Genomic DNA, 26,818 nt, shown 5'->3' on the forward strand with positions numbered 1-26,818 from the left:
GCCATCAACCGATGAACAAGCTGAATTTAATAGCCTTTCGATTGAGTCAACTTACCGAACCAAGAAACTGCCTTTTGCTCAAACGCAGAAAACACAGATAAACCAAAACGCTCTGCCATGCCTTTTGGTTGCTTATAAGTAACCTGTATGACATCGGCGTTGTCATAATGAGAAACAAGATAAGCATCACTTGTCATTACCGCATCAACCAACTTATTTTCCAAGGCTTCAGAGCCATACCAAGTATCGCCTGTTGCAATATCTTCTATTTCCAACTGAGGACGCTGACTAGAAACAAAACGCTTAAACAACCCATGAGTGTCTTCCAAATCTTGCTTGAATTTCTCACGACCTTCATCAGTATTTTTGCCCAACATAGTCAGAGTTCGCTTATAACGCCCAGCCGTATGAAGCTCAACATCGATCAAGCTTTTATCAAGCAATCTATGCACGTTAGGTACCTGAGCAACCACACCGATAGAACCTAAAATCGCAAATGGCGCAGCAATAATTTTGTCGGCCACACAAGCCATCATGTAACCACCGCTGGCCGCCACTTTATCAACACAAACAGTAAGAGGAATATTGGCCTCGCGGATACGCTGTAATTGAGATGCTGCCAAACCATAACCATGAACAACGCCACCACCACTTTCTAAACGCACAACCACTTCGTCTTGAGGTTTAGCCACACTCAATACAGCCGTAATCTCTTCACGCATAGAAGTCACAGCAGACGCCTTAATATCACCATCAAAATCCAAAACATATAGGCGTTTCTTTTCTTCCGTTACGGCCTCTTCTTTCGTTGTTTTCTTCTGTGCTTTCTTTTCTAACTTTGCTGCTTTTTTCTTTTCTTTCTCTTTGTTTTTAAGATCTTTCTTATCTAATAACTGGCGGTCTAACTCCGCCTTCATGGCATCGTAGCTTTCATTTAGCTTGGTAACAGACAAACTACCCGGCTGAGCTTTACGTTTTCCGCTGGCAATCATGGCTAAGATAACGACAATAAAAATGCCAATACTGATGAGCTTTAACAAAAAGCCCGCATAGTCAGTTAAAAATTCCAATCTTATATTCCTCTAAATAATTCTAAGTTCCTGAGATAATGGGGCTATTTGCGCAAATAACAACATCTATTGCTCATTAATCGTTATAGATAGTCCCTTACTTATCACTTATTATCTGCGCACTTTCAAAATAGATAAAAATAATGCTTTTAAAAGGAGCAAGAAATGAAGACCTCTTTGTCACAGGCGCTTGGCAATAACTTTTTGGGAAATTCTCCCTTATGGTACAAACAAGCTGTGATCGCTTTCCTTATTATCAACCCAATCGCTGTTCTTACGCTCGGCCCTTTCATTACTGGCTGGCTGTTGATTATTGAGTTTATATTCACCCTTGGTATGGCACTAAAATGCTATCCTCTTCAACCTGGTGGATTAATTGCCATTCAAGCCGTCTTATTAGGCTTAACCACACCCGATGGTGTTTATCATGAGGTTATCAAAAACTTCGACGTAGTTTTGCTATTGATGTTCATGGTTGCTGGCATCTATTTCATGCAAGACATGTTGCTTTTTATCTTCAACAAATTGCTTATTAAGATACGTTCTAAAGTCCTTATTTCTCTCGTATTCAGTTTTGCTGCTGCTGTTTTATCTGCGTTCCTTGATGCCCTTACCGTTACCGCCGTGCTCATCAGCGTCAGTGTCGGGTTTTATTCTGTTTACCATAAGGTTGCATCTGACCAGTCACCAAACAGCAAACACAATCCAAACAGCGATGACAACATCTTGCCTGTTAATCAAAAAGATTTGGCTGAATTTCGCTCTTTCCTACGCAGTTTACTTATGCACGGCGCAATAGGAACAGCCTTAGGTGGTGTTTCAACTTTGGTTGGCGAACCTCAAAACCTGCTTATCGCAAAAGTAGCAGGCTGGGACTTTGTGGATTTCTTTTTGCGCGTGGCTCCTATTTCTATGCCAGTATTGGCCTGTGGCTTACTTACCGTCATTGTTTTGGAAAAAACAAAATGGTTTGACTATGGTGCACACCTGCCAGAGAACGTACGCAACATACTCAAAAATTTCGAAGAAGAAGAGTCTAAAAAAAGCACGAACAAGCACAAAGCTCAGTTAATTATTCAAGGTCTTGTCGCCATCGTGCTGATACTTTCATTGGCCTTCCACGTTGCGGAAGTCGGCCTAGTCGGATTGATGATTATCGTCTTATTAACAGCATTTAATGGCGTGATTGAAGAACACCAAATCGGTCACGCTTTTGAAGAAGCGCTGCCGTTTACTGCATTATTGGTTGTCTTCTTCACCATTGTTTCGGTTATTCATGAGCAGCATTTATTTCAGCCTATTATTGATGTTGTATTGAATATGCCAACTCATTCTCAGCCCATCATGTTCTTTATTGCGAACGGTATTTTGTCCGCCATCAGTGACAATGTTTTTGTAGCAACGGTTTATATTGGCGAAGTTAAAGCAGCTCTTGACGCAGGCACCATTAGTCGTGAGCATTTTGAAACATTGGCTGTTGCGATCAACACAGGAACCAACTTACCAAGTGTGGCAACACCAAATGGCCAAGCGGCTTTCCTATTCTTGCTGACATCCGCCATTGCGCCGTTACTAAGATTATCTTATGGAAAAATGGTTTGGATGGCTTTGCCGTACACCATAGTACTTAGCTTGGTTGGCGGTTTTTGCGTTGTCTATTTTCTATAACTAAACCTAAGTCATCACAAAAAGAGGCCGCTGATTTCTATTCGATATCAGCGGCCTCTTTTATTTCACCTCATGAAAACATCGATAACAGCTTTTTCACTCAAAATGTCGTATTATCCCCCGTTATTAGCCACTGACTCAGCATTCTAAATTGATTCCTATGATACGACTTTCCAATATCCAGCTTCCTCTTGATCACAATGACACGGCACTAAAAGACAGCATTTTATCCACACTAAAGATTTCAGCAGACCAATTGCTAAGCTTTAATGTATTTCGCCGTGGTTATGATGCTCGTAAAAAAACCAACATCATGCTGATCTACACCTTGGATATCGACACTACTTGCAACCAAGAACTACTTGAAAAGTTTGCAGATCACCAACAGGTGAAAGAAACACCTGACTTGGACTACCATCCTGTCGCCCAAGCGCCGAAAGATTTGAGCGAACGCCCTATTGTCATTGGCTTTGGGCCATGTGGTTTATTGGCTGGATTGGTACTCGCGCAAATGGGTTACAAGCCTATTATTTTAGAACGCGGCAAAGAAGTTCGAGAACGCACCAAGGATACTTTCGGCTTTTGGCGCAAAAAGATATTGAATACAGAATCTAACGTGCAATTTGGTGAAGGTGGCGCAGGGACTTTTTCTGACGGCAAACTTTATAGCCAGGTCAAAGATCCAAAACAATATAGCCGAAAAGTATTGAACGAGTTTGTTACCGCAGGCGCACCAGACGAGATTCTTTACGTCAGCAAACCCCACATAGGTACCTTCAAATTGGTTGCCATGGTGGAAAAAATGCGCGCACAAATCATCGAGCTAGGCGGCGAAATTCGCTTCAGCGCGCGGGTTGATGATTTGCATATTGAGAATGGTCAGATCACTGGCGTTACCCTTGCCGACGGTGAGCAGTTGAATTCAAGTCACATTGCCATCGCCATTGGTCACAGTGCCCGCGATACTTTCGAAATGATTCATAATAAAGGCGTTTACATTGAAGCCAAGCCGTTTTCTGTTGGCTTTCGAATCGAGCACGAACAATCTGTCATCGATAAAGCGCGCTTTGGCCCAAATGCAGGCAATGAAATTCTTGGCGCAGCGGATTACAAACTGGTTCATCACTGCAAAAATGGGCGCTCTGTTTACAGCTTCTGTATGTGTCCAGGCGGAACCGTGGTTGCCGCCACATCAGAAGAAAATCGTGTTGTAACCAATGGCATGAGCCAATACTCACGTAACGAACGCAACGCCAACAGCGCCATTGTAGTCGGCATTGACCCGAATGATTATCCAGGTGGACCATTAGCCGGCATTGAATTCCAACGTAAATTAGAAAGTCATGCTTATGTTATGGGCGGAAGTAATTACGATGCTCCAGCACAAACCGTTGGCGCCTTTTTAAGAAACGAAACACCGGAAGACCTTGGAAGCGTTACACCTTCTTTCAAACCAGGTATCAAACTCACTAATTTGGCAGACGCTTTACCTGACTTCTGCATCGAAGCCATTCGCGAAGCCATCCCAGCCTTCAATAAAAAGATTCGTGGATTTGCCTTTGATGATGCGTTATTAACAGGCGTGGAGACACGAACGTCAGCACCAATCAACATCAAACGCGATCTAGAAAGCTTAGAGAGCATCAATACAAAAGGCTTGTACCCAGCAGGTGAAGGCGCAGGTTACGCAGGCGGAATTATGTCTGCCGCCATAGACGGCATTAAAATCGCTGAGGCCATGGCGCTGAGTATTAACGCCAAGCACACACATTAAAAAGCAAAATACCCTCAATAAAGCGCATCTGATTTTCAGAATGCGCTTTTTTTGATCTTTTTTCACCTTTTTTTCGACAAAATTGAGAACTGATATTCCTTTTTCTCCGTTCTCTCAGGAATTAAGTTCCAAACCATTCCATAAAACCAAATGATATGAAAAAATATACTCAATATATAAACATAAAGAGAACAAAATGCACCTAGATAGCATAGATTTGCAACTGCTTGCCTTAATTCAAAGCGATGATAGTATTTCAACCGAAGCCATGGCTAAGCAAGTTGGCTTGTCGAAAACACCCTGCTGGAGACGTGTTCAAAAGCTTGAAAAAGCCGGCTTTATCAAGCGCCGAGTCGCTTTGTTGGACGCAGACAAATTAGGGTTGGGCGTTTCTGTTTTCGTACAAGTTAAAACCAATCAACACGACGCCAATTGGGCCATTGAATTTGCTCGTGTAGTGGCCGAGTTTCCAGAAGTCGTGGAGTTTTATCGAATGGCAGGAGACTACGATTACTTGCTTCGAGTCTTGGTAAAAGACATTCCGTCTTATGACAAATTTTATAAACGATTAATCAGTGCAACCGCTTTAACAGACGTGACATCTAACTTCGCCATGGAACAAATTAAGTGGACAACGGAGTTACCTTTATCCAGTGAGTAAAGGCTAAGACATCTTGTTTGCTAAGGCTATCGCTAAAAAGGACAAAACATGCCGACAGCAACATTAGTCAAAACAGAAGCTCACAGTGAAAACCAGAACTCTCTATTGGCCCGTATTCGCGAAGGTATTATCGGTAAAGACTGCCAAATCACCACACCATTTGGTCTAAGACAACTGACTTATGCCGACTACACCGCTTCTGGTCGCAGCCTAGATTTTATTGAAGACGCCATTCAACAGCATGTTCTGCCTTTTTACGCCAACACACATACAGAAGCGAATGCGACAGGTCAGCAAACCACAGCTTTTCGCGAGCAAGCTCGACATCAAATCCGCGCCGCCGTCAATGCCAACAGTGAAGACCTCGTTATGTTTTGTGGCAGTGGCGCAACCAGCGCGGTCAATACGCTTATCACTCAATTAGGTCTACGTAATTTATCGCCAGAAGAAAAATCCAACGTCTGTGTTTTCATTGGCCCATATGAACATCATTCCAATGAGTTACCTTGGCGCGAATTGGGCATCAATGTGATTCGAATCGCGGAAGCCAAAGAAGGCGATGTTTGCCTTAATGATTTAGAACAACAGCTACAAGCCCATCAAGGAAAACGCCTTATTGGCAGTTTCAGTGCTGCTTCAAACGTCACTGGCATACTTTGCAAGCAAGACGATATTACTGCGCTTTTACATAGTCACAATGCAGTTTCTTTTTGGGACTTTGCTGCGGCGGCACCTTATGTTGAATTAGATATGAATCCACAGGCAGCCCCCAAAATGGCGAAAGACGCGATGTTCTTTTCCACTCATAAATTCATTGGAGGACCTGGCACACCTGGCATTTTGGTTGTTAAAAGAGCCATTATCGAAAACCAAAAGCCAAGTCTTGTTGGTGGTGGAACCGTTTCTTTTGTCACGCCTAACGATCATACCTTTTTACCTATTGGCGAGCGTCGAGAAGAAGGTGGAACACCGGGAATTGTTGAATCCATTCGTGCGGGCTTGGTCTTCCAACTTAAACTAGCAGTTGGCGCAAAAACGATAGAAACACGCGAGCACGAATTGGTTGAAATGATAGACAAGAGATGGCGTAAAAATCCGCTAATTGAGCGTTTAGGCCACCAAGAAGCCAATCGTTTATCTATTACCGCATTTCGCATCAAAACGGATCATGGCTATTTGCACCACGGTTTTATTACCGCCCTACTTAATGACCTGTTTGGCGTACAAGTTCGCGGTGGCTGCTCTTGCGCTGGCCCATACGGACATCAGTTATTAAACATTAATGAGCAAGAATCAAAACGCATTCAAGAAGCCATAAAGCAAGGTGAGAAACTGGTAAAGCCAGGCTGGGTTCGCTTCAACCTAAATTACTTTTTAGACGATGCGGAAGCCAACTTCATTTTAGATTGCATTGATTTTGTCGCGAAATATGGCTTAACCATTTTGCCTTATTATGCTTACGACCAAGGTGCTGATTTATGGCATTTTCAGGGAAAAACCACCTTGCCAAGAGCGCTATCAGATTTGCTCTGGCAATCTCTAAAGCAATCTGAAAACACCCTAAATAACCAAGCAGAAAACAAAAAAGAAAGTGACAAGAGCCTCTACTTAAAGGAAGCATTAGACATTGTTCAACAATGCAAAGCTGACCAGTTCAGCATTCAAGAACAACCTTTTAATACAAACTTTAACGACCTAAAGCGCTTTGTATTGGTTCAAGATCTTCTATAAAAAGCGAGATACGATACAAGAATGAAAAACGCCAGAGTGACAAAAACCACTCTGGCGTTTTTAGTTATCATTTGTTTCTTATTGGAATAGCTAAGAAGACGAGCCTGATAAAGTGACCTGCATTTTTCGATAAGGAATATCACCTTTATAAAATCGCTCTCCCTGTGGTTGCATTCCAAATCGACGATAGAGTGATATGGCATTTTCTCTGGCATCACACCAAAACATCTCGACTGAATGCTGCTCAAGGAACGAAATAATATGCTGTAATACAGCACTGCCAATTCCTTGTCCTTGATAGGCTTCCAACGTCGCAAACTTACGTAAACGGGCCGTCTTTCCATCAATAAAAATTGACGCTACACACACTAAATCTTGCCCAATAAAAACACCAAAGTGATGACCTGTTTCGTCGTCATCTACTCGGCATTCATCCAGAGTTTTATTTGGCCATAATACTTGATGACGAATCGGCAAGGCTTGTTCAACAGAAATAGGTAAAACCTGAATTCTTACTCGTATTGTAGAAATATTCACTGTAACCACTCTAACCCGTCATAAGGGTACTGCTTTAAAGACTCAAGGCGTGTCGCTAAAGAACCGGCATGGAGTTCCAATTTATGCCCATCAGGGTCTTCGATATACAATGAATCTCCTTCACTAGTATTTTCTTGCCACATATTAACGCACTGAAAAGCGTCTTTCCGACAAATCAATTGCATCGCTTTAGGTTCATAAGTAAAGGCAACATGGCTGTAATCTTGACTTGGTGATGGTGTACCAATAGTCAAACACAACCAACAGTCACCATAAGATAAATAAGCGCCTCGGTTCCAGCGCACTTCTCCCTTAAATCCCAGTAAGTCTCGATAAAAACGTAAAGAGACTTCTAAATCCGAAACACTCAAGGTCAAGTGATTAAAACCAATCACTTTGGCTTCTTGGTATTCAGCACCTTCTAGCACCTTCACCATGGCATAGATTTTTGTGGCTTTTTCAAAGTGATTAAGCTGATGTTTTTCGATCCACCAGCGAGCCACTTCCATCAATGCAACAGGATCGTCATTTTTATTCGCAAAAAAAGCATAAAACGAAACCTGAACGCCCTCGCCTTTTTGCTTTATTTTTTCTGCACATACCGACAGAATCTTGTCTCTCATTCCTATATTCATAAATTTTATCTCTTTTATTTCCAAGCTTTACGCGCGAATCATGTGCAGTACAAGCATGATAAAGAATACCTTTATGAGACTAAAGTCTGACTTCTTATTAATCGGACGCCTGCTAAATTAACTAGGCGTATAAAAATAATTATAAGGAGATCGACAATGTCAGATCATAACAATAATGCAGAAAAATACTGGCAAGCAAACTTACGGCTGATTCTAGGCAGCTTAGTGGTTTGGGCACTCGCCTCTTATGGCTGTGCCATCATACTTCGTCCTATGCTTTCGGGCATTATGATTGGAGGTGCTGATTTAGGCTTCTGGTTTGCTCAGCAAGGTTCCATCCTCGTATTCATCATTTTGACCTTCTTCTACGCTTGGAGAATGAACAAACTTGATGAAGAATTTGGCCTTCAGGAGTAAGTCGTATGGATCAGTTTACTATTAATCTACTTTTCGTCGGTGGCTCTTTTGCGCTTTATTTCGGCATTGCGATTTGGGCAAGAGCTGGATCAACAAAAGAATTCTATGTCGCTGGTGGCGGCGTTCACCCTGTCTTAAATGGTATGGCGACTGCCGCAGACTGGATGTCTGCCGCCTCCTTTATATCCATGGCCGGGCTCATTGCAGCAGGCGGTTACGCTAACTCAACCTATCTAATGGGTTGGACTGGCGGTTATGTTTTGCTTGCTATGCTATTAGCACCTTACTTGCGCAAATTCGGCAAATTTACCGTGCCAGATTTCATTGGCGATCGCTTCTACAGCAGCACTGCTCGCTTAGTTGCCGTGGCATGTTTGATCATTGCTTCAGTAACATACGTTATCGGTCAAATGACTGGTGCGGGCGTGGCTTTCTCTCGCTTCTTAGAAGTAGACAATAATACTGGTTTAATTATCGCTGCTGTTGTGGTGTTCTTCTACGCAGTATTGGGCGGCATGAAAGGTATTACCTATACTCAGGTTGCTCAGTATGTCGTGTTAATCATCGCTTACACAATTCCAGCGGTTTTCATCTCCCTACAATTAACAGACACTTTCATTCCTGCTATTGGTCTTTTCTCGACTCATGCTGAGTCTGGTGTGCCTTTATTGCAGAAACTGGATGAAGTGGTACGTGAACTTGGTTTCCAAGATTACACCGCCGATGTAGATAACAAGCTAAACATGATTCTGTTTACTCTATCCTTGATGATAGGTACTGCAGGTCTGCCACACGTTATCATTCGATTCTTCACAGTACCTAAAGTTGCTGACGCTCGTTGGTCTGCTGGTTGGGCATTAGTATTCATCGCATTGTTGTACCTAACAGCACCTGCTGTTGCGTCTATGGCTCGTTTGAATCTATTAACGACTATTTACCCATCTGGCCCAACAGAGCAACCAATTGAATACGCTGAGCGTCCTGATTGGGTTCAAACTTGGGAAACAACAGGTTTAATCAAGTTTGAAGACAAAAACGGTGACGGCCGAGTTCAGTTCTATAACGACGTTCCTGCTTTCCAAGAAGAAGCAACGGCTCGTGGTTGGGAAGGTAATGAATTAGTTGTTAACCGTGACATTCTAGTATTGGCTAACCCAGAAATTGCGAACTTACCAAGTTGGGTTATTGGTCTAATTGCAGCAGGTGGTCTTGCGGCCGCACTATCAACCGCAGCAGGTTTATTGCTCGCCATTTCTTCCGCAATCAGTCATGACTTAATAAAAGGGTCGATAAACCCCAATATCAGTGACAAAGGTGAGCTTAGGGTGGCAAGGGTCTCTATGTTCGTCGCCATCGCTGTCGCAACTTATTTGGGAATGAATCCTCCAGGCTTTGCAGCCCAGGTAGTTGCTTTGGCATTCGGCATCGCAGCGGCTTCTATTTTCCCAGCTTTGATGATGGGTATCTTCTCAAAACGTGTGAACAGCACAGGAGCGGTTGCCGGTATGCTTGCAGGTTTGATCTCCACCTTGGTTTATATCTTCCTATTCCTTGGTTGGTTCTTTATTCCTGGCACAGCATCTTTCGCCAACACACCAGATAACTGGTTGTTCGGTGTATCACCATTGTCATTCGGTGCCATTGGTGCGGTGATTAACTTCACGGTTGCGTTCGTTGTTTCTTCTATGACTGCACCACCACCAAAAGAGATCCAAGATCTTGTTGAAAGTGTTCGTTACCCACAAGGTGCTGGCGGTGCGGTTGATCATTAATCAATGTTGATATTCACTAGTGCGAAAAAGCACTAGTACAACAACGCACTATCTGTAATGATCGAGCTTTCTACTCTTAGAGCTAGAATGTAGAAGGCTCGATCTCTTAACACCTTTTCTAATAAACAACCCTTAATTAAAAAAGAGAAGATTTATGATTTGGGAACTCATTGCGACGATTTTCGCCGGTGTCGGCGGCGCGGGTATTGCCCTACTAATCAGAAAACTATCTAAACAAATGACGCCAAAATGGCTAGTTCCTGCATTTGCAGGTATGGCTATGTTGGGATTTCAAATACAAGGTGAATACGACTGGTACGATCATCAAACAAGCTTATTACCTGATGGCGTTGTAGTTGTAAAAGCCGTTGAGGAAGAAGCACCATGGCGACCTTGGAGCTATGTGTTCCCTCAAACAATGCGATTCATTGCTGCGGATGTAGCAAACTCTGCGAAGAATAAAATTGATCCAAGCTTGGTTCTTGTAGATTTATACTTTTTTGAACGACGCAGCCTAGCGAAACGAGTACCTCAAATCATTGACTGCGTAAACGAAGCAAGAACAGATTTTACACAGAGCTTCAGCGCATCTACACATAATTCAGCGACTTCAGGCAACCCTGTTGACTCATCAACTAATTGGTTCCCTCTAGAAAGCAACGATCCTTTAATTACCGCACTCTGCAGTTAATCATTTATAACTATTATTTTGTATTCTTATCGCCCTAAAGCCAATCTTTCTAGGGCGATTTTCTTTTCAACCGACACAAAGAAAGCAAACCTTCAAAGTTGTTTATTACCTCAATGATCTTTGATCTCTTCGTGGTTAAGAAATAGCACTTCTGAACAAAAGGTTAGTTTTTTTCATCTATAACGGTATTTTTTATCGTTTGTCATCACTCCTAGTGGCGCCTATTATTTAACCATCGAAAGGCAAAAAATTTTAACCAAAACCACTAGGAGCACATTATGAAAAACACTCAATCAATCATTGTACTACTTGATGCAGTTGATACTTCACACATGACTGAAGCAGAGAAATATGCAATGTTCGCTAATGCAGAACGCGCTGAATATCTATCATCTGGTATCGTTTCTTTAGCAAAATCAATCAAGAAAGTTTTCGCTAATCTTAAAACTAACTTGAACCCACGCACTCTTAAGCACGCATAATATTATCAGCAATACTGAGTATCTGTTGGTTCACAATCAACTAACTCACTCCAATGGAATGGTCGCGAGAATAAAAATATCAGCGCACCACCCATCCATTTTTCCCTTCTACTTTTCTAATCCTTCATCTTTATTCTTCTGCTTACACAAAGCATGGATTTCCTGTTCCCAATCTTTCTTGAACCCCAGTAAAAACAAAGCTTCAACCACAACAAATAACGGCCCAATGACCAAGCCAATAATGTCATCAACAAATGCTGGTTTCTTACCTTCAAAATAATGGCCAATGAACTGGATTATCCATCCGACAACAAATAAGCTGATGCCTACACTTAACCAGATACCTGTTTCTTGTGATGCAATATAGCTTGAAAACCATAAAGACAGTCCTAGAAGAAACACCATCAGCAAGCCAACAACTTTGTCTAAAGATAAGTAAAATATTCCAGATATCATGGCGGCTATCAAAGCGGGTGTAAGCTCTATGCCAAAGGCAGAAAATTGCGGACGAGATAACAAAACCGTAATCGCCACCAAAATCATTGGAATTCCTATAAAATGGGTCACGATATTTTTACGATTTTGATGATAGAAAGCGTATTGTGATAGATATTCAAGTATGGTTTTCATTTTGACCTTCTTATTTTTATTATTTTAGACATAATTAAAATGCATTTCTAAAGAGAGTAATAAATCACTCTATGCATATCAATATTTTTAAATTAACAACGTAATCTAGTTGGGAAGTACATGATGCTGAAATGGCACTGCAAATTATTTGACAAACTCTCTCTACATGAACTCTACGATTTACTGAAAATACGTACTGATGTTTTTGTTGTAGAACAAAATTGCCCTTATCCGGAGCTAGACAATATCGACAAACATTCTGAAACCAAGCATTTGTTCGCCTTAGACAAAGACCAACCTGTCGCTTACGCCAGAATAATCGCGCCTGAGATTAGCTACCCGTCACACTCAAGTATTGGTCGAGTGCTTGTAGTTGAAGAACACAGGCAATATAAAATTGGTCATGAGCTTATTGATCGAGCTATAGACGTTTGCCGCAATACATGGCCAACCAGCTCGATAAAAATAGGGGCGCAATCACGTCTTGAAAACTTTTATCAATCTCATGGTTTTATGACGTCATCTGCGCCTTACATGGAAGATGGGATAGAACACATATCTATGATACTGACTGTTTCAAGTGAGAAAAGTGATTAAGTAGAGTGGCAGTCTTTGATATGTAGAAGCCCAACTTAATGAAAGCCAAAGCTTCTACATATAAAGATCATTTTAATTAGTGCATTACTTTAAGGTCATAAAAGGTAGCCTGAACATAATCATCCGGCTCACCTGATTTATTTTGATTATACACACCAGCTTTGAAATACATGTACTGACCACCTTCATCGTAACCGCTGTCGCTCATATCAGTCACTTTCACAATATCAGCTTTGCCTGGGCGCATAATGGTCACTGTTAGCTTGTTACCAACAACGTCAATTCGATAACTGAATTTCTCATCTAGAGCAACGCCATCTTTTGGGTTCTCTGCTCTATCACTTCGACTACCAATCATCTCAACATACACTTCATCGTTCACTCTAGGCTCATGGGCATAATAAATAGAACCAAGTGTGTTGCCAGGCAGTTTACGATAGTAAATACGTACAGGCTCATCATCATTCGCATGGATTTGACCAATGATTACTCGACCAATCTGATACGCTTTGCCTGTTGTTGTGACATGGTTAACAGCAAGAATGGCTTCCATAGAACCATCCACGGCACCTGCATTCTCTAGGTCTTTTTCTGGCGCAGTTGAAAACACCCAATTATTACCACCAACACCTTTTGTTTTATGACTTGTATCTCCGCGGCGAATCATTTCACGCAATTCAGAGCGCGTGTAAGTTGTATTTTTTGAGGTTTTAGCCCCCTTTACCGGTGACTTAAATACCATACCGCCGTCGTCATTGAGGTAGAAAAACTCAGATGATACATAGCCCGTATTCAACTGTTTCTCTTTAATTTGATCAGACTTACCATCGCCGTCCTTGTCTACTGGAACACTAAGCGTCCAACCTAACAAATCAAACTTGGTTGATGGTGCTTCTGCAGCGATCACAGCATTACTGGATACAACAGATAGCAACAGTAAACTCTTAATTAAAAGGCCCTTTTTCATGTTTACCTCAAATTTTATATTTTTTAACCAAATCCCTGATTATTTCAGGCGCTCATTCCAAACCTGATTGGCAGCTTGATGAAGTAAACTGTGTCGCCAAGCTACTTTTTCCTCCTGCCTATCGTACCCTCCACCGATAACACAAGCGGTTGGAATATTAAGAGTCATGCAAGCATTAATAACATACTTGTCTCTTTCTAGAATACCGTTGTCCGTTAAATTCACGTACCCAAGTCGATCATCTTGATGAACATCGACACCCGCATCGTAGAAAACAAAATCCGGTTGGTGCTCTTGCAAAATATTAGGGAGCGTCTTTTTAAGAATATCTAAGTAATCCGAATCTCCTGCTCCTTTTGGAATCGGTATGTTTATCCCCGCTGTTTTTTTAATCGCTGGGTAGTTTTCCTCACAATGCCAAGACACAGGAATAATGTCCTCTCGCCCTTCACAAAAAGCAATCGTTCCATCACCTTGATGAACATCGCAATCAAGTATCAGCACTTTCTTGGCTTTATTTGTAGTAACCAAATTAAAGGCAGCAACAGCAAGATCATTAAAGATACAAAAACCTGAACCTGAGGCAGGATGAGCATGATGCGTTCCTCCCGCAAGATGGCACGCAAGACCATGTTGAAGAGCAAGCTCGCTTGTCAGCAAGGTTCCAGAAACAGCACGCAAAGTACGCTCAACCAACCATTCAGACCAAGGTAAACCAATTTCCTTGACCTCTAACGCCGTAAGCCCTCCTCGAATGAAACGCTGAACATAGCCAGAGTCGTGGGCTTGCATCAAGGTCGTAAGTGAAAGTGGCTCTGGGGTGTATTCATTTTCATTGGTTAAAATACCTTGCTCACGCAAAGTTTCTGCCAGAAAACGAAACTTAGACATAGGAAACCTATGACCAGAGGGGAAAGGAATACTGTAGTGCGGATGAAAAACAAGAGGCAATAATCGGTTATTCATATTAAAGAAAGACCAACTGCATATTATCGGCTTTTCGCCACTAGGGCTTTACGCATTGCAGAGTTAAAAGACTGAATAAGATGAGGTGGAAATGCTTTACCACTTTCTAAATTCACCATTTGAATGGCTCGCATAGCACTTTTATTGTATTCCTTGCCAGATTTCCCCCAAACGATATCAAGAAACATAACCGCCATAGAGATAATAAATGCGCCCTGTGGAATTAAAGAACCAATTAAACCATCTGGTGAACCAGTACCATCAAATCGCTCTTTATGATGCTTGACCATTAAAGCGGCCTCTTCCCAGCCTTCATGCTTGGCTAGTAATTGAGCACCAACCATAGGATGATTCAACTGGGCATGCTTCTTCGCTTCTTCGTCATCATCACTGCAATTCAGAATTTGAGCCTTTCCCATATTATGCATGTAAGCCGCAGCGCTTAATTGTGCAGGATCAACAGGGTCAACACATTCAGAATTAATCAACTGACATAGCTTAAGAATTCTCTCGCTTCTTTCATTAGAAAAGCCAAGCAATCGATTCAGTTTCTGGCTAAAGCCTGAAAATAAATCAATGTCTGCTTGCTGACTTTCAGAGTATTCAACCTTAATAATGAGTGACTGAGATTCCGATTCTTCTTCCTCTTCATCAACCTCTTGATCACATTTCTTCAACAGACTCACCGTCAAGGACAAACGCTTAGCTTCATTTTCTTCTTTGTAAATAGCGTCCAAGCCTGTCTGCAAAATGTCTCGCACTTCGCTTTCCGCTACATGAAACTGATAAATTTCTTTTAAAAGGACAAAAACTTTTTCAATCACACATTGAATCAATTCACCTAAATGAATGTGGTACTGAATATAGCCGCCTCTCATGCCGTCAACGATTTCTTCTAATCTATGTAAAACATCAACTAAGGGGTCTAAAAAACAAACTGAACAGTTCCCCTTCATGCTATGAAGAGATCGAAATAATTGGTCTAACTTATCAAACGAAAAACCGTCTTTGTCGATCGCAATGAGGATATCTTCTATCTCTTCTTGTGCTTCTACATAGCATTCCAGCAAATCATCTTTTAGTTCTTTCTCTAATCCCGAAAATTCTTTACACGCAAAGTGACTCATATTTACGATCCATTAGGACAACGAATATTTCCTCAAAATATTGAGACTATTTTTTAAAAGTATCAGGTAACTTTAAGGCAATCCGTAAAAATTTAATACCTCTTTATACTAGTAGATAAAATTCTCATAATCGTTAATATATTGTATGTTTTTCAATCAGATTAGATCATTATGACAAACTATTGGATCATGAAATCTGAGCCAGATGCTTTTTCCATTGATGACTTGAAGCGTTTGAAGAGTTCATCATGGGATGGCGTGCGAAACTATCAGGCTCGAAACTTCATGAAAGAAATGAAAGTGGGCGATCTAGTATTTTTTTACCACTCAAGTTGCTCACCAGCAGGCATTGTTGGTATTGCAAAAGTATGTAAAGAAGCTTACCCCGACCATACCAGTTGGGATAGAAACAGTCCGTATTTTGATAAAAGATCGACCGAAGAAAAACCACTTTGGTTCATGGTTGATATTGAGTTTAATCAGAAGTGGTCGAAAATGATCACTCTTGCAGAGCTCAAAAAATCACCAGATCTGCAAAATATGGCGTTGGTAAGGAAAGGCAATAGACTTTCTGTTATGCCCGTTACAAAAAATGAATGGGAACACATAACGTCAGTTTTAAAAAGTAGTAATTAGTAAGAAATAAATGGACAGGTAAGTAAAAAGCTTCAGACAAGGACTCTCATAAATGAAGATAAAGTGCATATGGATCGCAATATATTTTTTCAGTTCTCTTTCTTTTGGTGCGAGCCACTCTCTCTATTCAGAAGATTTAATGGTACTGCTAGAAGACTCTGATAAAGATGGTGTTATTAATGCCAGAGATCTTTGCGAAAACACAAAACAGGGGTCAAAAGTAGACAATGATGGATGCCCTGAAATATACCTAGAGTCGTTTCATATCAATTTCGATGTTCAATTTGAAACAGATGATTACGAGCTTCACCCACAACACTATTCCGCATTAAAAGACCTAGCTCAATTCTTACAAGACTACCCAGAAACCATCGTCATTATTGAAGGTCATACAGATAACAAAGGCTCTAGAACACATAATTTAACTCTATCTGAGAAAAGAGCTGAATCCATTGCAGGAGCATTAGCAACCAATTTCGATATTGATCCAAACCGTATAAAAACGCTTGGCTACGGACAAGAGCACCCTTTAAGCTCCAACCAAACTGAAGCCGGTAGAAAAGCCAATCGAAGAGTTATTGGTGAAATCATCCAACCACAAATCACATCAGAAAGTCGATCAGAAAACCATCACAGTACATTCACAATTCCGTTCGCTCTCAATCAATTTGTTAGCCCAAAAAGTCATCAAGCTATCATTGAAAAGCTCGCAAACTTTTTACAAATCAATCCCAGCTCCATAACCATTATTGAAGGACACACAGACAGCACAGGAAGCCCAAGCATAAACCTCGCATTATCCAAGAGGAGAGCAAATCAAGTAGCCGATGTACTCACTGATCAATTTTCTATTCTAGACGATAGAATAAAAGCCATTGGGTATGGAGACTCCAAACCGCTTCAATCAAACCGCACATTGGAAGGTAGAAAAAGTAATCGTCGCGTAGAAATCATAATTGGAGAGCGTTTCGCCACGTATAAAGAAACGCCCTTACCGAAATGGACTATTTGGAGTGTAGACACAGAGATAACGCCAGATGACTAAAAGCTTAATGAAACTCTTTTTCTCGCTGCTGCAAAGAGACATTATGGTCAAAGTAATATTGAAGGATAACGCCTAAATAATCATAGTCTTCGCCTGTTCTGAATATGATTCCAACGCTTCCCTTCTGCTCATATTTCTTGGGTTGGAAATAGGTCTCTAGACGCCAACCTATGTTCTCTTCACCGTATTCTTCTCTGTAGAAGGAGATACGCTGATCTTCATTGATATAATAACCAGCTCCAAAACGAGAGCTTGTTACATTGCTTAATGTTAATTCGTTTGAAATATAATGAGCCGACAAAGAGAAGTCATCGATAAATAATTCCCCAATAACCTGCCCCATTAATTCTCGCTCAACATCTAAGCTTTCATCCATGGGCTCTAGCTCGCTAAAACCTAAGCCCAAACCTATTCGTCCATAACGATTACTCAAAAACCAGTTGGAAGACAGTTCAGATTGCGCAAAATTTTCTTCAGTTGATCCTGTGATCAAATAGTTACTATTTAACAACACCTGCGTGGATATATGTTCTGCCACTGGCATATTAATAGCGAAATCTATGTTCACCAGCGAGTCATTATCTAATACACCATAACCTAGACCAAACACAAAGTTAGGGTGTTCTACTTCTGCATAAAGAGGGCGAGCAATAACACCTACACAGATCAAAAACATCAACACAGAAGCACGAAAATAAGCTTTCAAAACATCTCCAAAACCAATCCATTAGTTCAACTATTCTGACCTCTCTTGATTAAAAGCTCCAGTCAGAAAAAGTATGACTCTCTCACGTTACTTTTTTTACTTAAAAACACAGGGAATTCATAACAGCTCTGGGCTTCCAGAGCAAAGCCCAATATAATAACCCCAAAGTCGATTAGACGAACTCTTTTTAGGTTTATAGGTTACATGGCAAAGAAACTTTTTATCCAAACTCATGGCTGTCAAATGAACGAATACGATTCTTCTCGTATGGCAGATTTACTTGGCGAAAGCCATGAAATGGAACTCACAGACAACGCAGACGAAGCAGACGTATTGCTTCTAAATACCTGTTCCATTCGTGAAAAAGCACAGGACAAGGTATATCACCAACTTGGGCGCTGGAAAAAGCTAAAACAGAAAAATCCAGACCTTGTAATTGGTGTTGGTGGTTGTGTTGCAAGCCAAGAAGGCGACGCAATACGCAAGCGAGCTAAACACGTAGATATGATTTTTGGACCTCAAACACTGCATAAGCTGCCTGAAATGGTCAATGCAGCAGGTAGCCAAATTCCAATTACCGACGTCACTTTCCCGGAGATTGAGAAATTCGACCACCTTCCTGCGCCTCGCGTAGAAGGCGCGGAAGCTTTTGTGTCTATTATGGAAGGTTGCAGTAAATACTGTACTTTCTGTGTCGTACCTTACACTCGCGGTGAAGAAGTTAGCCGACCATTCGACAGCATTCTTGTCGAAGTAGCTCAATTGGCTGAACAAGGTGTGCGCGAAATCCATTTATTAGGGCAGAATGTCAACGCATATCGTGGTGAATCGCCTGAAGGCGATGAAACGGATCTTGCTGATATTATTCACGCGGTTGCGCAAATTGATGGTATAGAGCGTATTCGCTTTACAACGTCTCATCCTGTTGAATTTACAGATAGCCTTATTGAAGCCTTCCGCACTGAACCTAAACTGGTAAGCCACTTACACTTGCCAGTTCAAAGTGGTGCTGACAACATTTTAAGTGCGATGAAACGTGGGCACGATCGTCAATACTACATTGATAAGATCAACCGAATTAAAGAAGCTCGCCCTGGTATCAGTTTGTCTTCTGACTTCATTATTGGTTTCCCTGGCGAAACGGATGACGACTTCGTTGATACTATGAACCTTATTCAAGAAATTGGCTTTGATCACTCTTTCAGCTTTGTTTATAGCCAGCGCCCTGGCACTCCGGCGTCTGATTTAGAAGACGATACGCCAGAAGATGTTAAGAAAGAGCGCCTTTCTATTCTACAACGCCGTATCAGTCAGCAAGCTTATGACATTAGCTTAGCCATGGTTGGTGAAGTGAAACGTATTCTGGTCAGTGGTTATTCACCTCGTGATCCAGGACAGCTTCAAGGTCGAACAGAGAATAATCGAATTGTGAACTTCCGCGCATTCGATCCTCAATTGATTGGCAAATTTGCGGATGTCGTTATCACAGATGCTTACCCTAATTCTCTGCTTGGTGAATTAGTTGGCTCTGAACTCGACACTGACTTTGTGCTTCAATAAGCTTTACACTGAAAAGCTTTCTACTCAAATAGACAAAGGCAAACCTTGGAAATTACACAGACAACTCAACAAACTCGTCTAACTCCAGCCAATGCTGATGCTTTGGCTGGTCTTTGTGGTCAGCTCGATGAAAATATCAAGCTAATAGAAAAACGCTTGGATATTTCTATTCAATATCGAGCAGACCTCTTTAGTATTTCTGGCGACGACTCAGAGCACGTAGCCGCAGCTAAGATGCTTCTTGAAAATCTTTACCGAGAAGCCCTTGCCAGCAAACAAATTTCGCCTGAAACCATTCACTTGTACCTTCAAGAGTCGGCTATTGAGTCTCTTACCAGCAGCAAAAGAGAGAGAAATGATCAGGTTGTGATCAAAACTCGCAAAGCTTACATCAAGCCAAAAGGCGCAAACCAGCAGGGCTATGTTAAGCAAATTCGCCAACACGATATTAACTTTGGTATCGGTCCAGCAGGAACAGGAAAAACCTACTTAGCCGTTGCTTGTGCCGTTGAAGCCTTAGAAGCAGATCGAGTTGAGCGTATCATGTTGGTTCGACCCGCGGTTGAAGCGGGCGAGAAACTGGGCTTTTTACCGGGCGATTTATCACAAAAAATTGACCCTTATCTACGCCCTCTTTACGATGCCTTATATGAAATGCTTGGCTTTGAGCTAGTCGATAAGTTGATTGAAAAAAATGTCATCGAGATTGCTCCTCTTGCCTTTATGCGTGGACGTACACTGAACAACGCTTTTATTATTCTCGACGAAAGCCAGAACACCACACGAGAGCAAATGAAGATGTTCCTCACTCGTATCGGTTTCGGTTCAACCGCTGTGATTACGGGTGATACGACACAGGTTGATTTACCTCGTGGTACGTCTTCTGGCTTGGCTCACGCCATGCATGTTTTGAAAGGCGTGAATGGCATTAGCATGGCCATGTTCAATTCTTCAGATGTGGTTCGTCATCCAATTGTTCAACGCATTGTTGAAGCTTATGATCGTTTTGATATCGAAGAAGAAGCCGAAAAGAAGGCTCGTAATGAAGCTCGCCGCGCAGCCCAAGCTGAGCAGATATCCAGCGACAAAACTACAGGTAAAGAGTAATGGCTCACTTGGATTTAGACCTACAAATAGCGACTGACGCTGTAGACAACTTACCAAGTGAAGCTGATTTCAGACTCTGGGTAGAAAAAGCACTGCCAACCTCTGGTGATGAATTTGAAGTAACCATTCGCATTGTCGATGAAGAAGAGAGTCACGCTCTCAATCATGAATATAGAGGCAAGGACAAGCCAACAAATGTGCTTTCTTTTCCATTTGAAGCGCCACCTGGGCTAGAACTCCCATTATTAGGCGACCTAGTCATTTGTACTCAAGTTGTCGAAAAAGAAGCAAAAGAACAACAAAAACCCTTACTTCATCATTGGGCACATATGACTGTTCATGGTATCTTGCATTTACGCGGCTATGACCATATAAATGATGATGAAGCAGAAGAAATGGAATCAATAGAGACCGAGCTGTTAGCGTCTCTGTCCATTTCCGACCCCTATTTGATAAAAGAGTGAGTTAACACCCTAATGAGCGATGACCGATCGAGTTTACCTAACGATCAACAAAAATCTTGGTTTGAGCGTTTAACGCAAGCCTTCAATGATGAACCACGCAGCCGAGGCGATATCGTTAAATTGCTAGAAGCCGCTGTAAAATCCGACATTATAGATAAAGATGCTTTCACTATTGTTGAAGGCGCTTTAGAAGTATCGGAAGTGCAAGCACGTGACATCATGATTCCACCATCACAAATGGTCGTCATTAAGTCTGAGGATGATCCAAAAACGTCGATTCGCAAAGTAATCGATTCCTCCCATTCTCGCTTCCCTGTTGTCGGGGAAGATTCAGACGAAATACTCGGTGTATTACTAGCGAAAGACTTACTTCCTTTATTGTTCAAAGAAGAAGGCATTTCAAACGAAGACATTCTTGCTCGTTTGCGCCCTGCCAATTTCATTCCTGAAAGTAAACGCCTTAATGTTTTGCTTAACGATTTCAGAACCAAGCGCAATCATATGGCATTAGTGCTAGATGAATATGGCAGCGTATCTGGTTTGGTTACCATTGAAGATGTACTTGAACAAATCGTCGGTGAAATTGAAGATGAAACCGATAAGCACGAAGATGAAAGCATTCAGATAACAGGCGAGCCAGGTGTATATTTGGTTCCTGCTCTTTGCAGCATAGAAGACTTCAATGAGTTCTTTAAAGTCGAGCTTAACGAAGAAGAGTTCGATACTGTTGGCGGTATTTTGGTTCAACAATTTGGCCATGTACCATTGCGAGATGAAGAACTGATTTTTAACGGCTTCCATTTCCGTATCGTTAAATCCGATGGACGACGAATCAAAACGATTCAAGTTTCAAAACCAACACGAGAAACCTCAGAATAATATGTCAGCTCCCCACCCCGACTTAACAAACCACAAGACGGGGCGGGAGTCTCGTCTTCTTAAATTACTTAATCAAGCATCTCCTAAAGTAACCATTCTAATCGGCCTTATTGCAGGTGCATTAGGTGTCACTAGTTTCGCGCCTTTTCACTTTTGGCCAGGTTACTTTATTAGCCTAATCGCCTTTACGCTATTCATCTTAAGCAGCCCGACGGCCAAAATCGCCAGTCAACGTGGCGCATCCGTTGCCTTAGGTTTTTTTGGTGCTGGGGTTTCATGGGTTTACGTCAGTATTGCCGAATATGGTCAGGTGGGCGTTATTATTGCCGCTATGATCACACTGGCTTTTGTCTCTGTACTTTGCCTATTTTGGGCTTTTTCAGCATGGCTATCTTGGCGCTTAATTAACAAGTTCTCTCAGTTACCAACCAGCCTTTGGGTCACTCTCGCACTACTATTAGGCGAATTTGCTAGAAGCACTCTCTTCACTGGCTTCCCTTGGCTGCTGCCGGGTTATGCGATTGAAAATACTTGGTTGTTTGAATTGCTTCCTATCGGAGGCATCTGGCTATCAAGCGCTGTTGTAATTTTAACAGCCAGCACTATTGCCAGTTTATTGCTAAAAAAATCCAATCACATAGCCCCAGCGCTAACGGTTCTTGTTGTTTGGGCTGGAGCCGCATTTTTAAGTTACTTTCCTGTCTCCTGGGTAGAAGAAACTGGCTCATTAAAAGCCACCTTGGTTCAAGGAAATGTGAAGCAGAACGAGAAATGGCTTGCCCACATGGCAGGAAAATCACTTACTGAGTACCAGCAAGCTACAATGGAACACCTAGACAGTGATCTTGTAGTTTGGCCAGAAACCGCCATTACTTATGCTTATTCACAAATAAGACCTCACTTATCTTCGTTCAGCCAAGAACTTGCAGACAGCAACACGACTTTGATCACTGGTGTTCCTGATGTCAGCGATGATGGAAAAGATTACTACAATGCTATTTGGGCAACAGGCAATGGCTTTGGGCTTTATTACAAACAAAGACTCGTGCCATTTGGTGAATACACACCGCTCGGTGACTACATTGGTCCTTTGCTTGATATTTTCCAAATGCCAATTTCCAACTTCAAATCAGGTGACGATAATCAACCCGTTTTGCAAGCTGGAGAATGGGGAATTGCGCCTTTTATCTGCTATGAAATTGTCTATGCAGAGCAAGTACGGCGTATGGTAAGAGACAGTGACTTTTTAATCACCATCAGTAACGATGGCTGGTTCGGCACTTCTTTTGGCCCTTGGCAACATCTACAAATCGCGCAATTTAGAGCTAAAGAAGCAGGTCGCTACTTGATTCGAGCAACTAATACAGGCGTCACTGCGTTTATTAACGAGAAAGGGGAAATTGTTGCTCAAGCGCCACAATTTAAGCAAACCACACTCACCGCTGAAGCAAAAGCTTTTACAGGTATAACACCTTATGTCAGCCTTGGTTATTGGCCAACCTTAATCTTATTGGCATTCTGCATTGTGTTTTCCTATTTGAGTGGCTTGCTCATTAAACGAAAAAATAACTAATCATGTAAAAAAAGAGCGAGCCACTCCACTTACAAACTCGCTCCTATTTATTGGTTATGTGTCGACATCAATCCGTAATGACATATTTCACAAGGCGTTAGTGCCTGCTTGCTTTCTAATACATTGTCATGACCACAAGACATACAATGATACGTTCCAGACTCGACAACACTACCGACAACATGACATTGCTCTAGTGGAACAGGATTATTGTTAACATGATTGATCAACCACAATAGTGCAGCGTCTTCTTTTTCATCCAGCTCCTCAATCAATTCATGTCCTTCATCTAAAACAAGGTGCCAATTTGCATCAACCCAGGCTTCGGTATAGTCCATTTTGTCGTGCCAATAAGCACTCATCAAAGCAACGTCTTCCAATAACCAATCTTTCGCACCTTGCAATGTTTTACGCGCTTCTTCCACTAAATTAGAACTCTTAATGGATTTTGGTAAATCTTTTTTCATTGATTTCATAACTCCTCCTCCATGCACCTTCTAATTAAGGCTTCATCTCTATAAAATAGCGTATATTTTTTAACTCTGTTGGCCATTTCAGCATTATCCTGCGCTATGTCGCTATAATGCTTCCGCTTTATCAAAAGAGAATATGGGTCTGCCAACCTCACGTCGATCATGGGATACGATTACATCATGCAAGAACAATATAATCCGCAGCAAATTGAACAAATTGCACAATCTTTTTGGGACGAAAACAAAGTCTTCAAAGCCGTCGCTGACTCTAGTAAAGAGAAGTTCTACTGCCTTTCCATGTTCCCTTACCCAAGTGGCCGACTTCACATGGGCCATGTTCGTAACTACACCATTGGCGATGTAATCTCTCGCTATCAGCGCATGCAAGGTAAAAACGTTCTACAACCAATGGGTTGGGATGCGTTTGGTCTGCCAGCAGAAAACGCCGCCATCAAAAACAAAACGGCACCAGCCAAATGGACAATGGAAAACGTTGCCTACATGAAAGGCCAACTAAAAGAACTTGGCTTTGGCTACGACTGGGATCGTGAAATTGCCACTTGCACACCTGAATACTACAAGTGGGAACAATGGTTCTTCACTCAATTAGTTGAGAAAGGCTTGGCTTACAAAAAAACTGCAGCAGTAAACTGGGATCCAATCGATCAGACAGTATTAGCCAATGAGCAAGTTATCGATGGTCGCGGCTGGCGCTCTGGTGCTTTGGTTGAACGTAAAGAGATTTCTCAATGGTTTATCCGCATCACAGATTACGCAGAAGAGCTATTAAACGACCTTGATCAGTTAGATGGCTGGCCTGAAAACGTTAAAGCCATGCAACGTAACTGGATTGGCCGCTCTGAAGGTCTAGAATTCAGCTTCGAAGTAGAAGGCAAAGAAGATCGCTTGTCTGTTTACACAACTCGCCCAGATACAATCATGGGTGTGACTTATGTGGCCGTTGCGACTCAGCACCCATTATCTTTAGAAGCTGCTGAAAAGAACCCAGAATTAGCTACTTTCGTTGAAGAATGCAAACTAATCTCTACAACAGAAGCTGATTTGGCCACTGTTGAAAAGAAAGGTATGGACACAGGTTTTAAAGCTGTTCACCCAATTACAGGTGATGTGGTGCCAGTTTATGCAGCCAACTTTGTCTTGATGGACTACGGCTCAGGCGCGGTAATGTCTGTTCCTGCCCATGACCAACGTGACTTCGAATTCGCTAAAAAATACGGTTTGGAGATCAAACAAGTTATTCAGCCAGCGGACGAAGAAGCAATTGATTTAGACAAAGCTGCATTCACTGAAAAAGGCGTCTTATGTAATTCTGGTGAATTTGATGGTTTGGCTTTTAAAGAAGCATTCGATGCTATCTCAGCTTGGATGACAGAGCGCAAAATCGGTGAAGTCAAAGTCAACTACCGCCTTCGTGATTGGGGTGTCAGCCGCCAACGCTACTGGGGGACACCAATCCCAACCATCAACCTAAAAGATGGTTCTGTGGTTCCTGTTCCAGCCGATCAACTGCCAGTTGAATTGCCAACAGACGTCGTGATGGATGGCGTTAATTCGCCTATCAAAAACAACCCTGACTTCTCTAACATCATATTCAACGGTGAAGAAGCCGAACGCGAAACTGATACCTTTGATACCTTTATGGAATCTTCTTGGTACTTCGCACGCTACTGCTGCCCAGACTCAACAGACGCGATGTTAACCGAAGAAGCAAATTACTGGCTTCCAGTAGACCAATATGTTGGTGGTGTAGAGCATGCCATTCTTCACCTTTTGTACTCGCGTTTCTTCCATAAATTGCTTCGCGATGCAGGCTTGGTGAACTCTGATGAACCATTCAAACGCTTGTTGACTCAAGGCATGGTAAACAAAGACGGCACCAAGATGTCGAAGTCGAAAGGCAACACGGTCGATCCTCAAGAAATGATCGAGCAATATGGTGCAGACACAGTTCGTTTGTTCATCATGTTTACCGCTCCACCAGAGCAATCCCTTGAGTGGAATGACGCTGGTGTTGACGGCGCTTCTCGCTTCTTACGTCGCCTATGGGCGCTTTCATACCGTCACGTTAATGCAGGTAAAGTTGGCAAACTGGACATTGAAGCTCTTAATGGCGCACAAAAAGCATTGCGTCGTAAAACACACGAAACCATCCAAAAAGTCACCGACGACATTGAACGTCGCCAGACGTTTAATACGGCCATTGCTGCTGTGATGGAGCTTTGCAACGAGATCAGTAAGTTTGAAGATCAATCTGAACTTGGTCTTGCGGTAGAACGTGAAGCATTAGAAGCAGCAACCTTGTTGTTGTCTCCTATTGTTCCTCATATCGCTCACCAACTTTGGACAGACCTTGGCCATACAGACAACGTAGTTGATACGCCATGGCCGACATTGGACGAAGCCGCGTTAGTTAAAGATGAGCTAACCATTGTGGTTCAAGTACTTGGTAAAAAACGTGCAGAGTTAACGGTTTCAGCCAGTGCCGATGCGAAAACCATTGAAGCAGAAGCTCTTGCTCACCCGAATGTTGCCAAGTTCCTTGAAGGCAAAACGGTTCGCAAAGTCATTGTTGTTCCTGGTCGTTTGGTAAATATCGTTGCCAACTAATAGGAAATAAAACAAGGGGTAA

At 42.0% G+C, this 26,818-nt stretch carries 26 protein-coding genes and 1 pseudogene; 17 read left to right on the forward strand and 10 right to left on the reverse strand.

Annotated elements, in window-relative coordinates; translation table 11 throughout:
- Positions 1–26 precede the first annotated feature (26 nt).
- Positions 27–1,070, reverse strand: a complete 1,044-nt coding sequence (sohB, locus tag AC0L46_RS03195; protein ID WP_473505689.1) for a protease SohB — start codon at positions 1,068–1,070, stop codon at positions 27–29.
- Positions 1,071–1,235: 165 nt separating this feature from the next.
- Here sohB and nhaB point away from each other — a divergent pair, with 165 nt between their 5' ends.
- The 4 genes from nhaB (at position 1,236) to AC0L46_RS03215 (ending at position 6,904) form a co-directional block, all read left to right on the forward strand.
- Positions 1,236–2,738 (forward strand): sodium/proton antiporter NhaB, encoded by a 1,503-nt coding sequence (gene nhaB / locus AC0L46_RS03200; protein WP_414680909.1) that lies wholly within the window; start codon positions 1,236–1,238, stop codon positions 2,736–2,738.
- A 160-nt stretch (positions 2,739–2,898) separates the two neighbouring features.
- On the forward strand, positions 2,899–4,512 hold the full coding sequence (locus AC0L46_RS03205) for an NAD(P)/FAD-dependent oxidoreductase (RefSeq protein WP_473507097.1): 1,614 nt from the start codon (positions 2,899–2,901) through the stop codon (positions 4,510–4,512).
- A gap of 196 nt (positions 4,513–4,708) precedes the next feature.
- A complete protein-coding gene (locus AC0L46_RS03210) occupies positions 4,709–5,173 on the forward strand; it encodes an Lrp/AsnC family transcriptional regulator (RefSeq protein ID WP_473505692.1) in 465 nt (154 codons plus the stop codon).
- A gap of 48 nt (positions 5,174–5,221) precedes the next feature.
- Positions 5,222–6,904: an aminotransferase class V-fold PLP-dependent enzyme gene (locus AC0L46_RS03215; protein WP_473505694.1), complete on the forward strand. Its 1,683-nt coding sequence runs from the start codon at positions 5,222–5,224 to the stop codon at positions 6,902–6,904.
- A 90-nt stretch (positions 6,905–6,994) separates the two neighbouring features.
- Here the strand turns inward: AC0L46_RS03215 and AC0L46_RS03220 are convergent, their stop codons facing one another.
- The 3 genes and pseudogenes from AC0L46_RS03220 to AC0L46_RS03230 all read right to left on the reverse strand — a co-directional run.
- Positions 6,995–7,441, reverse strand: a complete 447-nt coding sequence (locus tag AC0L46_RS03220) for a GNAT family N-acetyltransferase (RefSeq protein ID WP_473505696.1) — start codon at positions 7,439–7,441, stop codon at positions 6,995–6,997.
- Positions 7,438–7,878 carry a VOC family protein gene (locus AC0L46_RS03225; RefSeq protein ID WP_473507099.1) on the reverse strand — a complete coding sequence of 147 codons (441 nt, stop codon included), beginning with the start codon at positions 7,876–7,878 and terminating at the stop codon, positions 7,438–7,440. The genes AC0L46_RS03220 and AC0L46_RS03225 overlap by 4 nt, the downstream gene beginning before the upstream one ends.
- Before the next feature lie 54 nt (positions 7,879–7,932).
- Positions 7,933–8,076: pseudogene (locus AC0L46_RS03230) on the reverse strand (DUF6500 family protein); the annotation flags it as partial.
- A 156-nt stretch (positions 8,077–8,232) separates the two neighbouring features.
- Between AC0L46_RS03230 and AC0L46_RS03235 the strand changes: the two are divergent.
- The 4 genes from AC0L46_RS03235 (at position 8,233) to AC0L46_RS03250 (ending at position 11,438) form a co-directional block, all read left to right on the forward strand.
- Positions 8,233–8,493 (forward strand): DUF4212 domain-containing protein, encoded by a 261-nt coding sequence (locus AC0L46_RS03235; RefSeq protein ID WP_036160285.1) that lies wholly within the window; start codon positions 8,233–8,235, stop codon positions 8,491–8,493.
- A 5-nt stretch (positions 8,494–8,498) separates the two neighbouring features.
- On the forward strand, positions 8,499–10,265 hold the full coding sequence (locus AC0L46_RS03240) for a sodium:solute symporter family protein (RefSeq protein WP_473505698.1): 1,767 nt from the start codon (positions 8,499–8,501) through the stop codon (positions 10,263–10,265).
- 154 nt (positions 10,266–10,419) lie between these two features.
- Complete coding sequence (locus AC0L46_RS03245) at positions 10,420–10,956, forward strand: hypothetical protein (protein WP_414680917.1); 537 nt, start codon at positions 10,420–10,422, stop codon at positions 10,954–10,956.
- Positions 10,957–11,234: 278 nt separating this feature from the next.
- Positions 11,235–11,438, forward strand: a complete 204-nt coding sequence (locus AC0L46_RS03250) for a hypothetical protein (protein WP_317004412.1) — start codon at positions 11,235–11,237, stop codon at positions 11,436–11,438.
- A 108-nt stretch (positions 11,439–11,546) separates the two neighbouring features.
- Here the strand turns inward: AC0L46_RS03250 and AC0L46_RS03255 are convergent, their stop codons facing one another.
- Complete coding sequence (locus AC0L46_RS03255) at positions 11,547–12,068, reverse strand: Mpo1 family 2-hydroxy fatty acid dioxygenase (protein ID WP_473505700.1); 522 nt, start codon at positions 12,066–12,068, stop codon at positions 11,547–11,549.
- A 120-nt stretch (positions 12,069–12,188) separates the two neighbouring features.
- On the opposite strand from AC0L46_RS03255, the gene AC0L46_RS03260 reads away from it, so the two are divergent.
- A complete protein-coding gene (locus tag AC0L46_RS03260; RefSeq protein WP_473505702.1) occupies positions 12,189–12,665 on the forward strand; it encodes a GNAT family N-acetyltransferase in 477 nt (158 codons plus the stop codon).
- Positions 12,666–12,741: 76 nt separating this feature from the next.
- Here AC0L46_RS03260 and AC0L46_RS03265 read toward each other — a convergent pair whose 3' ends face one another.
- From AC0L46_RS03265 to AC0L46_RS03275, 3 genes are all read right to left on the reverse strand, one after another.
- Positions 12,742–13,599 carry a polysaccharide lyase family 7 protein gene (locus AC0L46_RS03265; protein WP_473505704.1) on the reverse strand — a complete coding sequence of 286 codons (858 nt, stop codon included), beginning with the start codon at positions 13,597–13,599 and terminating at the stop codon, positions 12,742–12,744.
- Positions 13,600–13,671: 72 nt separating this feature from the next.
- Complete coding sequence (locus tag AC0L46_RS03270; protein ID WP_473505706.1) at positions 13,672–14,598, reverse strand: histone deacetylase family protein; 927 nt, start codon at positions 14,596–14,598, stop codon at positions 13,672–13,674.
- A gap of 23 nt (positions 14,599–14,621) precedes the next feature.
- The gene (locus tag AC0L46_RS03275; RefSeq protein WP_473505708.1) at positions 14,622–15,725 is read right to left on the reverse strand and encodes an HD domain-containing phosphohydrolase; all 1,104 of its coding nucleotides are present in this window, start codon (positions 15,723–15,725) and stop codon (positions 14,622–14,624) included.
- 171 nt (positions 15,726–15,896) lie between these two features.
- On the opposite strand from AC0L46_RS03275, the gene AC0L46_RS03280 reads away from it, so the two are divergent.
- A complete protein-coding gene (locus AC0L46_RS03280; RefSeq protein WP_473505710.1) occupies positions 15,897–16,361 on the forward strand; it encodes an EVE domain-containing protein in 465 nt (154 codons plus the stop codon).
- Positions 16,362–16,500: 139 nt separating this feature from the next.
- On the forward strand, positions 16,501–17,406 hold the full coding sequence (locus AC0L46_RS03285; RefSeq protein ID WP_473505712.1) for an OmpA family protein: 906 nt from the start codon (positions 16,501–16,503) through the stop codon (positions 17,404–17,406).
- 4 nt (positions 17,407–17,410) lie between these two features.
- On the opposite strand, the gene AC0L46_RS03290 is transcribed toward AC0L46_RS03285, so the two are convergent.
- A complete protein-coding gene (locus AC0L46_RS03290) occupies positions 17,411–18,112 on the reverse strand; it encodes a hypothetical protein (RefSeq protein WP_473505714.1) in 702 nt (233 codons plus the stop codon).
- Between the two features lie 204 nt (positions 18,113–18,316).
- Between AC0L46_RS03290 and miaB the strand changes: the two genes are divergently transcribed.
- Genes miaB through lnt form a run of 5 tightly spaced genes read left to right on the forward strand, consistent with a single transcriptional unit; the run spans position 18,317 to position 23,695 of the window.
- Positions 18,317–19,672 carry a tRNA (N6-isopentenyl adenosine(37)-C2)-methylthiotransferase MiaB gene (gene miaB / locus AC0L46_RS03295; protein WP_414680926.1) on the forward strand — a complete coding sequence of 452 codons (1,356 nt, stop codon included), beginning with the start codon at positions 18,317–18,319 and terminating at the stop codon, positions 19,670–19,672.
- Positions 19,673–19,717: 45 nt separating this feature from the next.
- Positions 19,718–20,779: a PhoH family protein gene (locus AC0L46_RS03300; protein ID WP_414680927.1), complete on the forward strand. Its 1,062-nt coding sequence runs from the start codon at positions 19,718–19,720 to the stop codon at positions 20,777–20,779.
- A complete protein-coding gene (ybeY, locus tag AC0L46_RS03305) occupies positions 20,779–21,243 on the forward strand; it encodes an rRNA maturation RNase YbeY (protein ID WP_414680928.1) in 465 nt (154 codons plus the stop codon). The genes AC0L46_RS03300 and ybeY overlap by 1 nt, the downstream gene beginning before the upstream one ends.
- Positions 21,244–21,255: 12 nt before the next feature.
- Complete coding sequence (locus AC0L46_RS03310) at positions 21,256–22,122, forward strand: HlyC/CorC family transporter (RefSeq protein ID WP_414680929.1); 867 nt, start codon at positions 21,256–21,258, stop codon at positions 22,120–22,122.
- Position 22,123: 1 nt separating this feature from the next.
- On the forward strand, positions 22,124–23,695 hold the full coding sequence (lnt, locus tag AC0L46_RS03315; protein ID WP_473505716.1) for an apolipoprotein N-acyltransferase: 1,572 nt from the start codon (positions 22,124–22,126) through the stop codon (positions 23,693–23,695).
- Between the two features lie 47 nt (positions 23,696–23,742).
- On the opposite strand, the gene AC0L46_RS03320 is transcribed toward lnt, so the two are convergent.
- Complete coding sequence (locus AC0L46_RS03320; protein WP_473505718.1) at positions 23,743–24,171, reverse strand: zinc ribbon-containing protein; 429 nt, start codon at positions 24,169–24,171, stop codon at positions 23,743–23,745.
- A gap of 177 nt (positions 24,172–24,348) precedes the next feature.
- Between AC0L46_RS03320 and leuS the strand changes: the two genes are divergently transcribed.
- The gene (gene leuS, locus AC0L46_RS03325; RefSeq protein ID WP_473505720.1) at positions 24,349–26,796 is read left to right on the forward strand and encodes a leucine--tRNA ligase; all 2,448 of its coding nucleotides are present in this window, start codon (positions 24,349–24,351) and stop codon (positions 26,794–26,796) included.
- The last annotated feature ends 22 nt before the right edge of the window (positions 26,797–26,818 follow it).

This window comes from Marinomonas sp. 15G6-16, assembly GCF_055809555.1.

Excerpts from the sequence above, each read along its gene's own strand:
- AC0L46_RS03225 (WP_473507099.1), bottom strand. The coding sequence starts at position 7,878 with ATGGTGAAGGTGCTAGAAGGTGCTGAATACCAAGAAGCCAAAGTGATT.
- AC0L46_RS03210 (WP_473505692.1), top strand. The coding sequence starts at position 4,709 with ATGCACCTAGATAGCATAGATTTGCAACTGCTTGCCTTAATTCAAAGC.
- AC0L46_RS03280 (WP_473505710.1), top strand. The coding sequence starts at position 15,897 with ATGACAAACTATTGGATCATGAAATCTGAGCCAGATGCTTTTTCCATT.
- AC0L46_RS03250 (WP_317004412.1), top strand. The coding sequence starts at position 11,235 with ATGAAAAACACTCAATCAATCATTGTACTACTTGATGCAGTTGATACT.
- AC0L46_RS03310 (WP_414680929.1), top strand. The coding sequence starts at position 21,256 with ATGAGCGATGACCGATCGAGTTTACCTAACGATCAACAAAAATCTTGG.
- AC0L46_RS03255 (WP_473505700.1), bottom strand. The coding sequence starts at position 12,068 with ATGAAAACCATACTTGAATATCTATCACAATACGCTTTCTATCATCAA.
- lnt (WP_473505716.1), top strand. The coding sequence starts at position 22,124 with ATGTCAGCTCCCCACCCCGACTTAACAAACCACAAGACGGGGCGGGAG.
- AC0L46_RS03205 (WP_473507097.1), top strand. The coding sequence starts at position 2,899 with ATGATACGACTTTCCAATATCCAGCTTCCTCTTGATCACAATGACACG.
- AC0L46_RS03270 (WP_473505706.1), bottom strand. The coding sequence starts at position 14,598 with ATGAATAACCGATTATTGCCTCTTGTTTTTCATCCGCACTACAGTATT.
- nhaB (WP_414680909.1), top strand. The coding sequence starts at position 1,236 with ATGAAGACCTCTTTGTCACAGGCGCTTGGCAATAACTTTTTGGGAAAT.
- AC0L46_RS03320 (WP_473505718.1), bottom strand. The coding sequence starts at position 24,171 with ATGAAATCAATGAAAAAAGATTTACCAAAATCCATTAAGAGTTCTAAT.
- ybeY (WP_414680928.1), top strand. The coding sequence starts at position 20,779 with ATGGCTCACTTGGATTTAGACCTACAAATAGCGACTGACGCTGTAGAC.
- AC0L46_RS03215 (WP_473505694.1), top strand. The coding sequence starts at position 5,222 with ATGCCGACAGCAACATTAGTCAAAACAGAAGCTCACAGTGAAAACCAG.
- AC0L46_RS03235 (WP_036160285.1), top strand. The coding sequence starts at position 8,233 with ATGTCAGATCATAACAATAATGCAGAAAAATACTGGCAAGCAAACTTA.
- AC0L46_RS03285 (WP_473505712.1), top strand. The coding sequence starts at position 16,501 with ATGGTACTGCTAGAAGACTCTGATAAAGATGGTGTTATTAATGCCAGA.
- AC0L46_RS03275 (WP_473505708.1), bottom strand. The coding sequence starts at position 15,725 with ATGAGTCACTTTGCGTGTAAAGAATTTTCGGGATTAGAGAAAGAACTA.
- AC0L46_RS03240 (WP_473505698.1), top strand. The coding sequence starts at position 8,499 with ATGGATCAGTTTACTATTAATCTACTTTTCGTCGGTGGCTCTTTTGCG.
- AC0L46_RS03245 (WP_414680917.1), top strand. The coding sequence starts at position 10,420 with ATGATTTGGGAACTCATTGCGACGATTTTCGCCGGTGTCGGCGGCGCG.
- AC0L46_RS03260 (WP_473505702.1), top strand. The coding sequence starts at position 12,189 with ATGATGCTGAAATGGCACTGCAAATTATTTGACAAACTCTCTCTACAT.
- miaB (WP_414680926.1), top strand. The coding sequence starts at position 18,317 with ATGGCAAAGAAACTTTTTATCCAAACTCATGGCTGTCAAATGAACGAA.
- leuS (WP_473505720.1), top strand. The coding sequence starts at position 24,349 with ATGCAAGAACAATATAATCCGCAGCAAATTGAACAAATTGCACAATCT.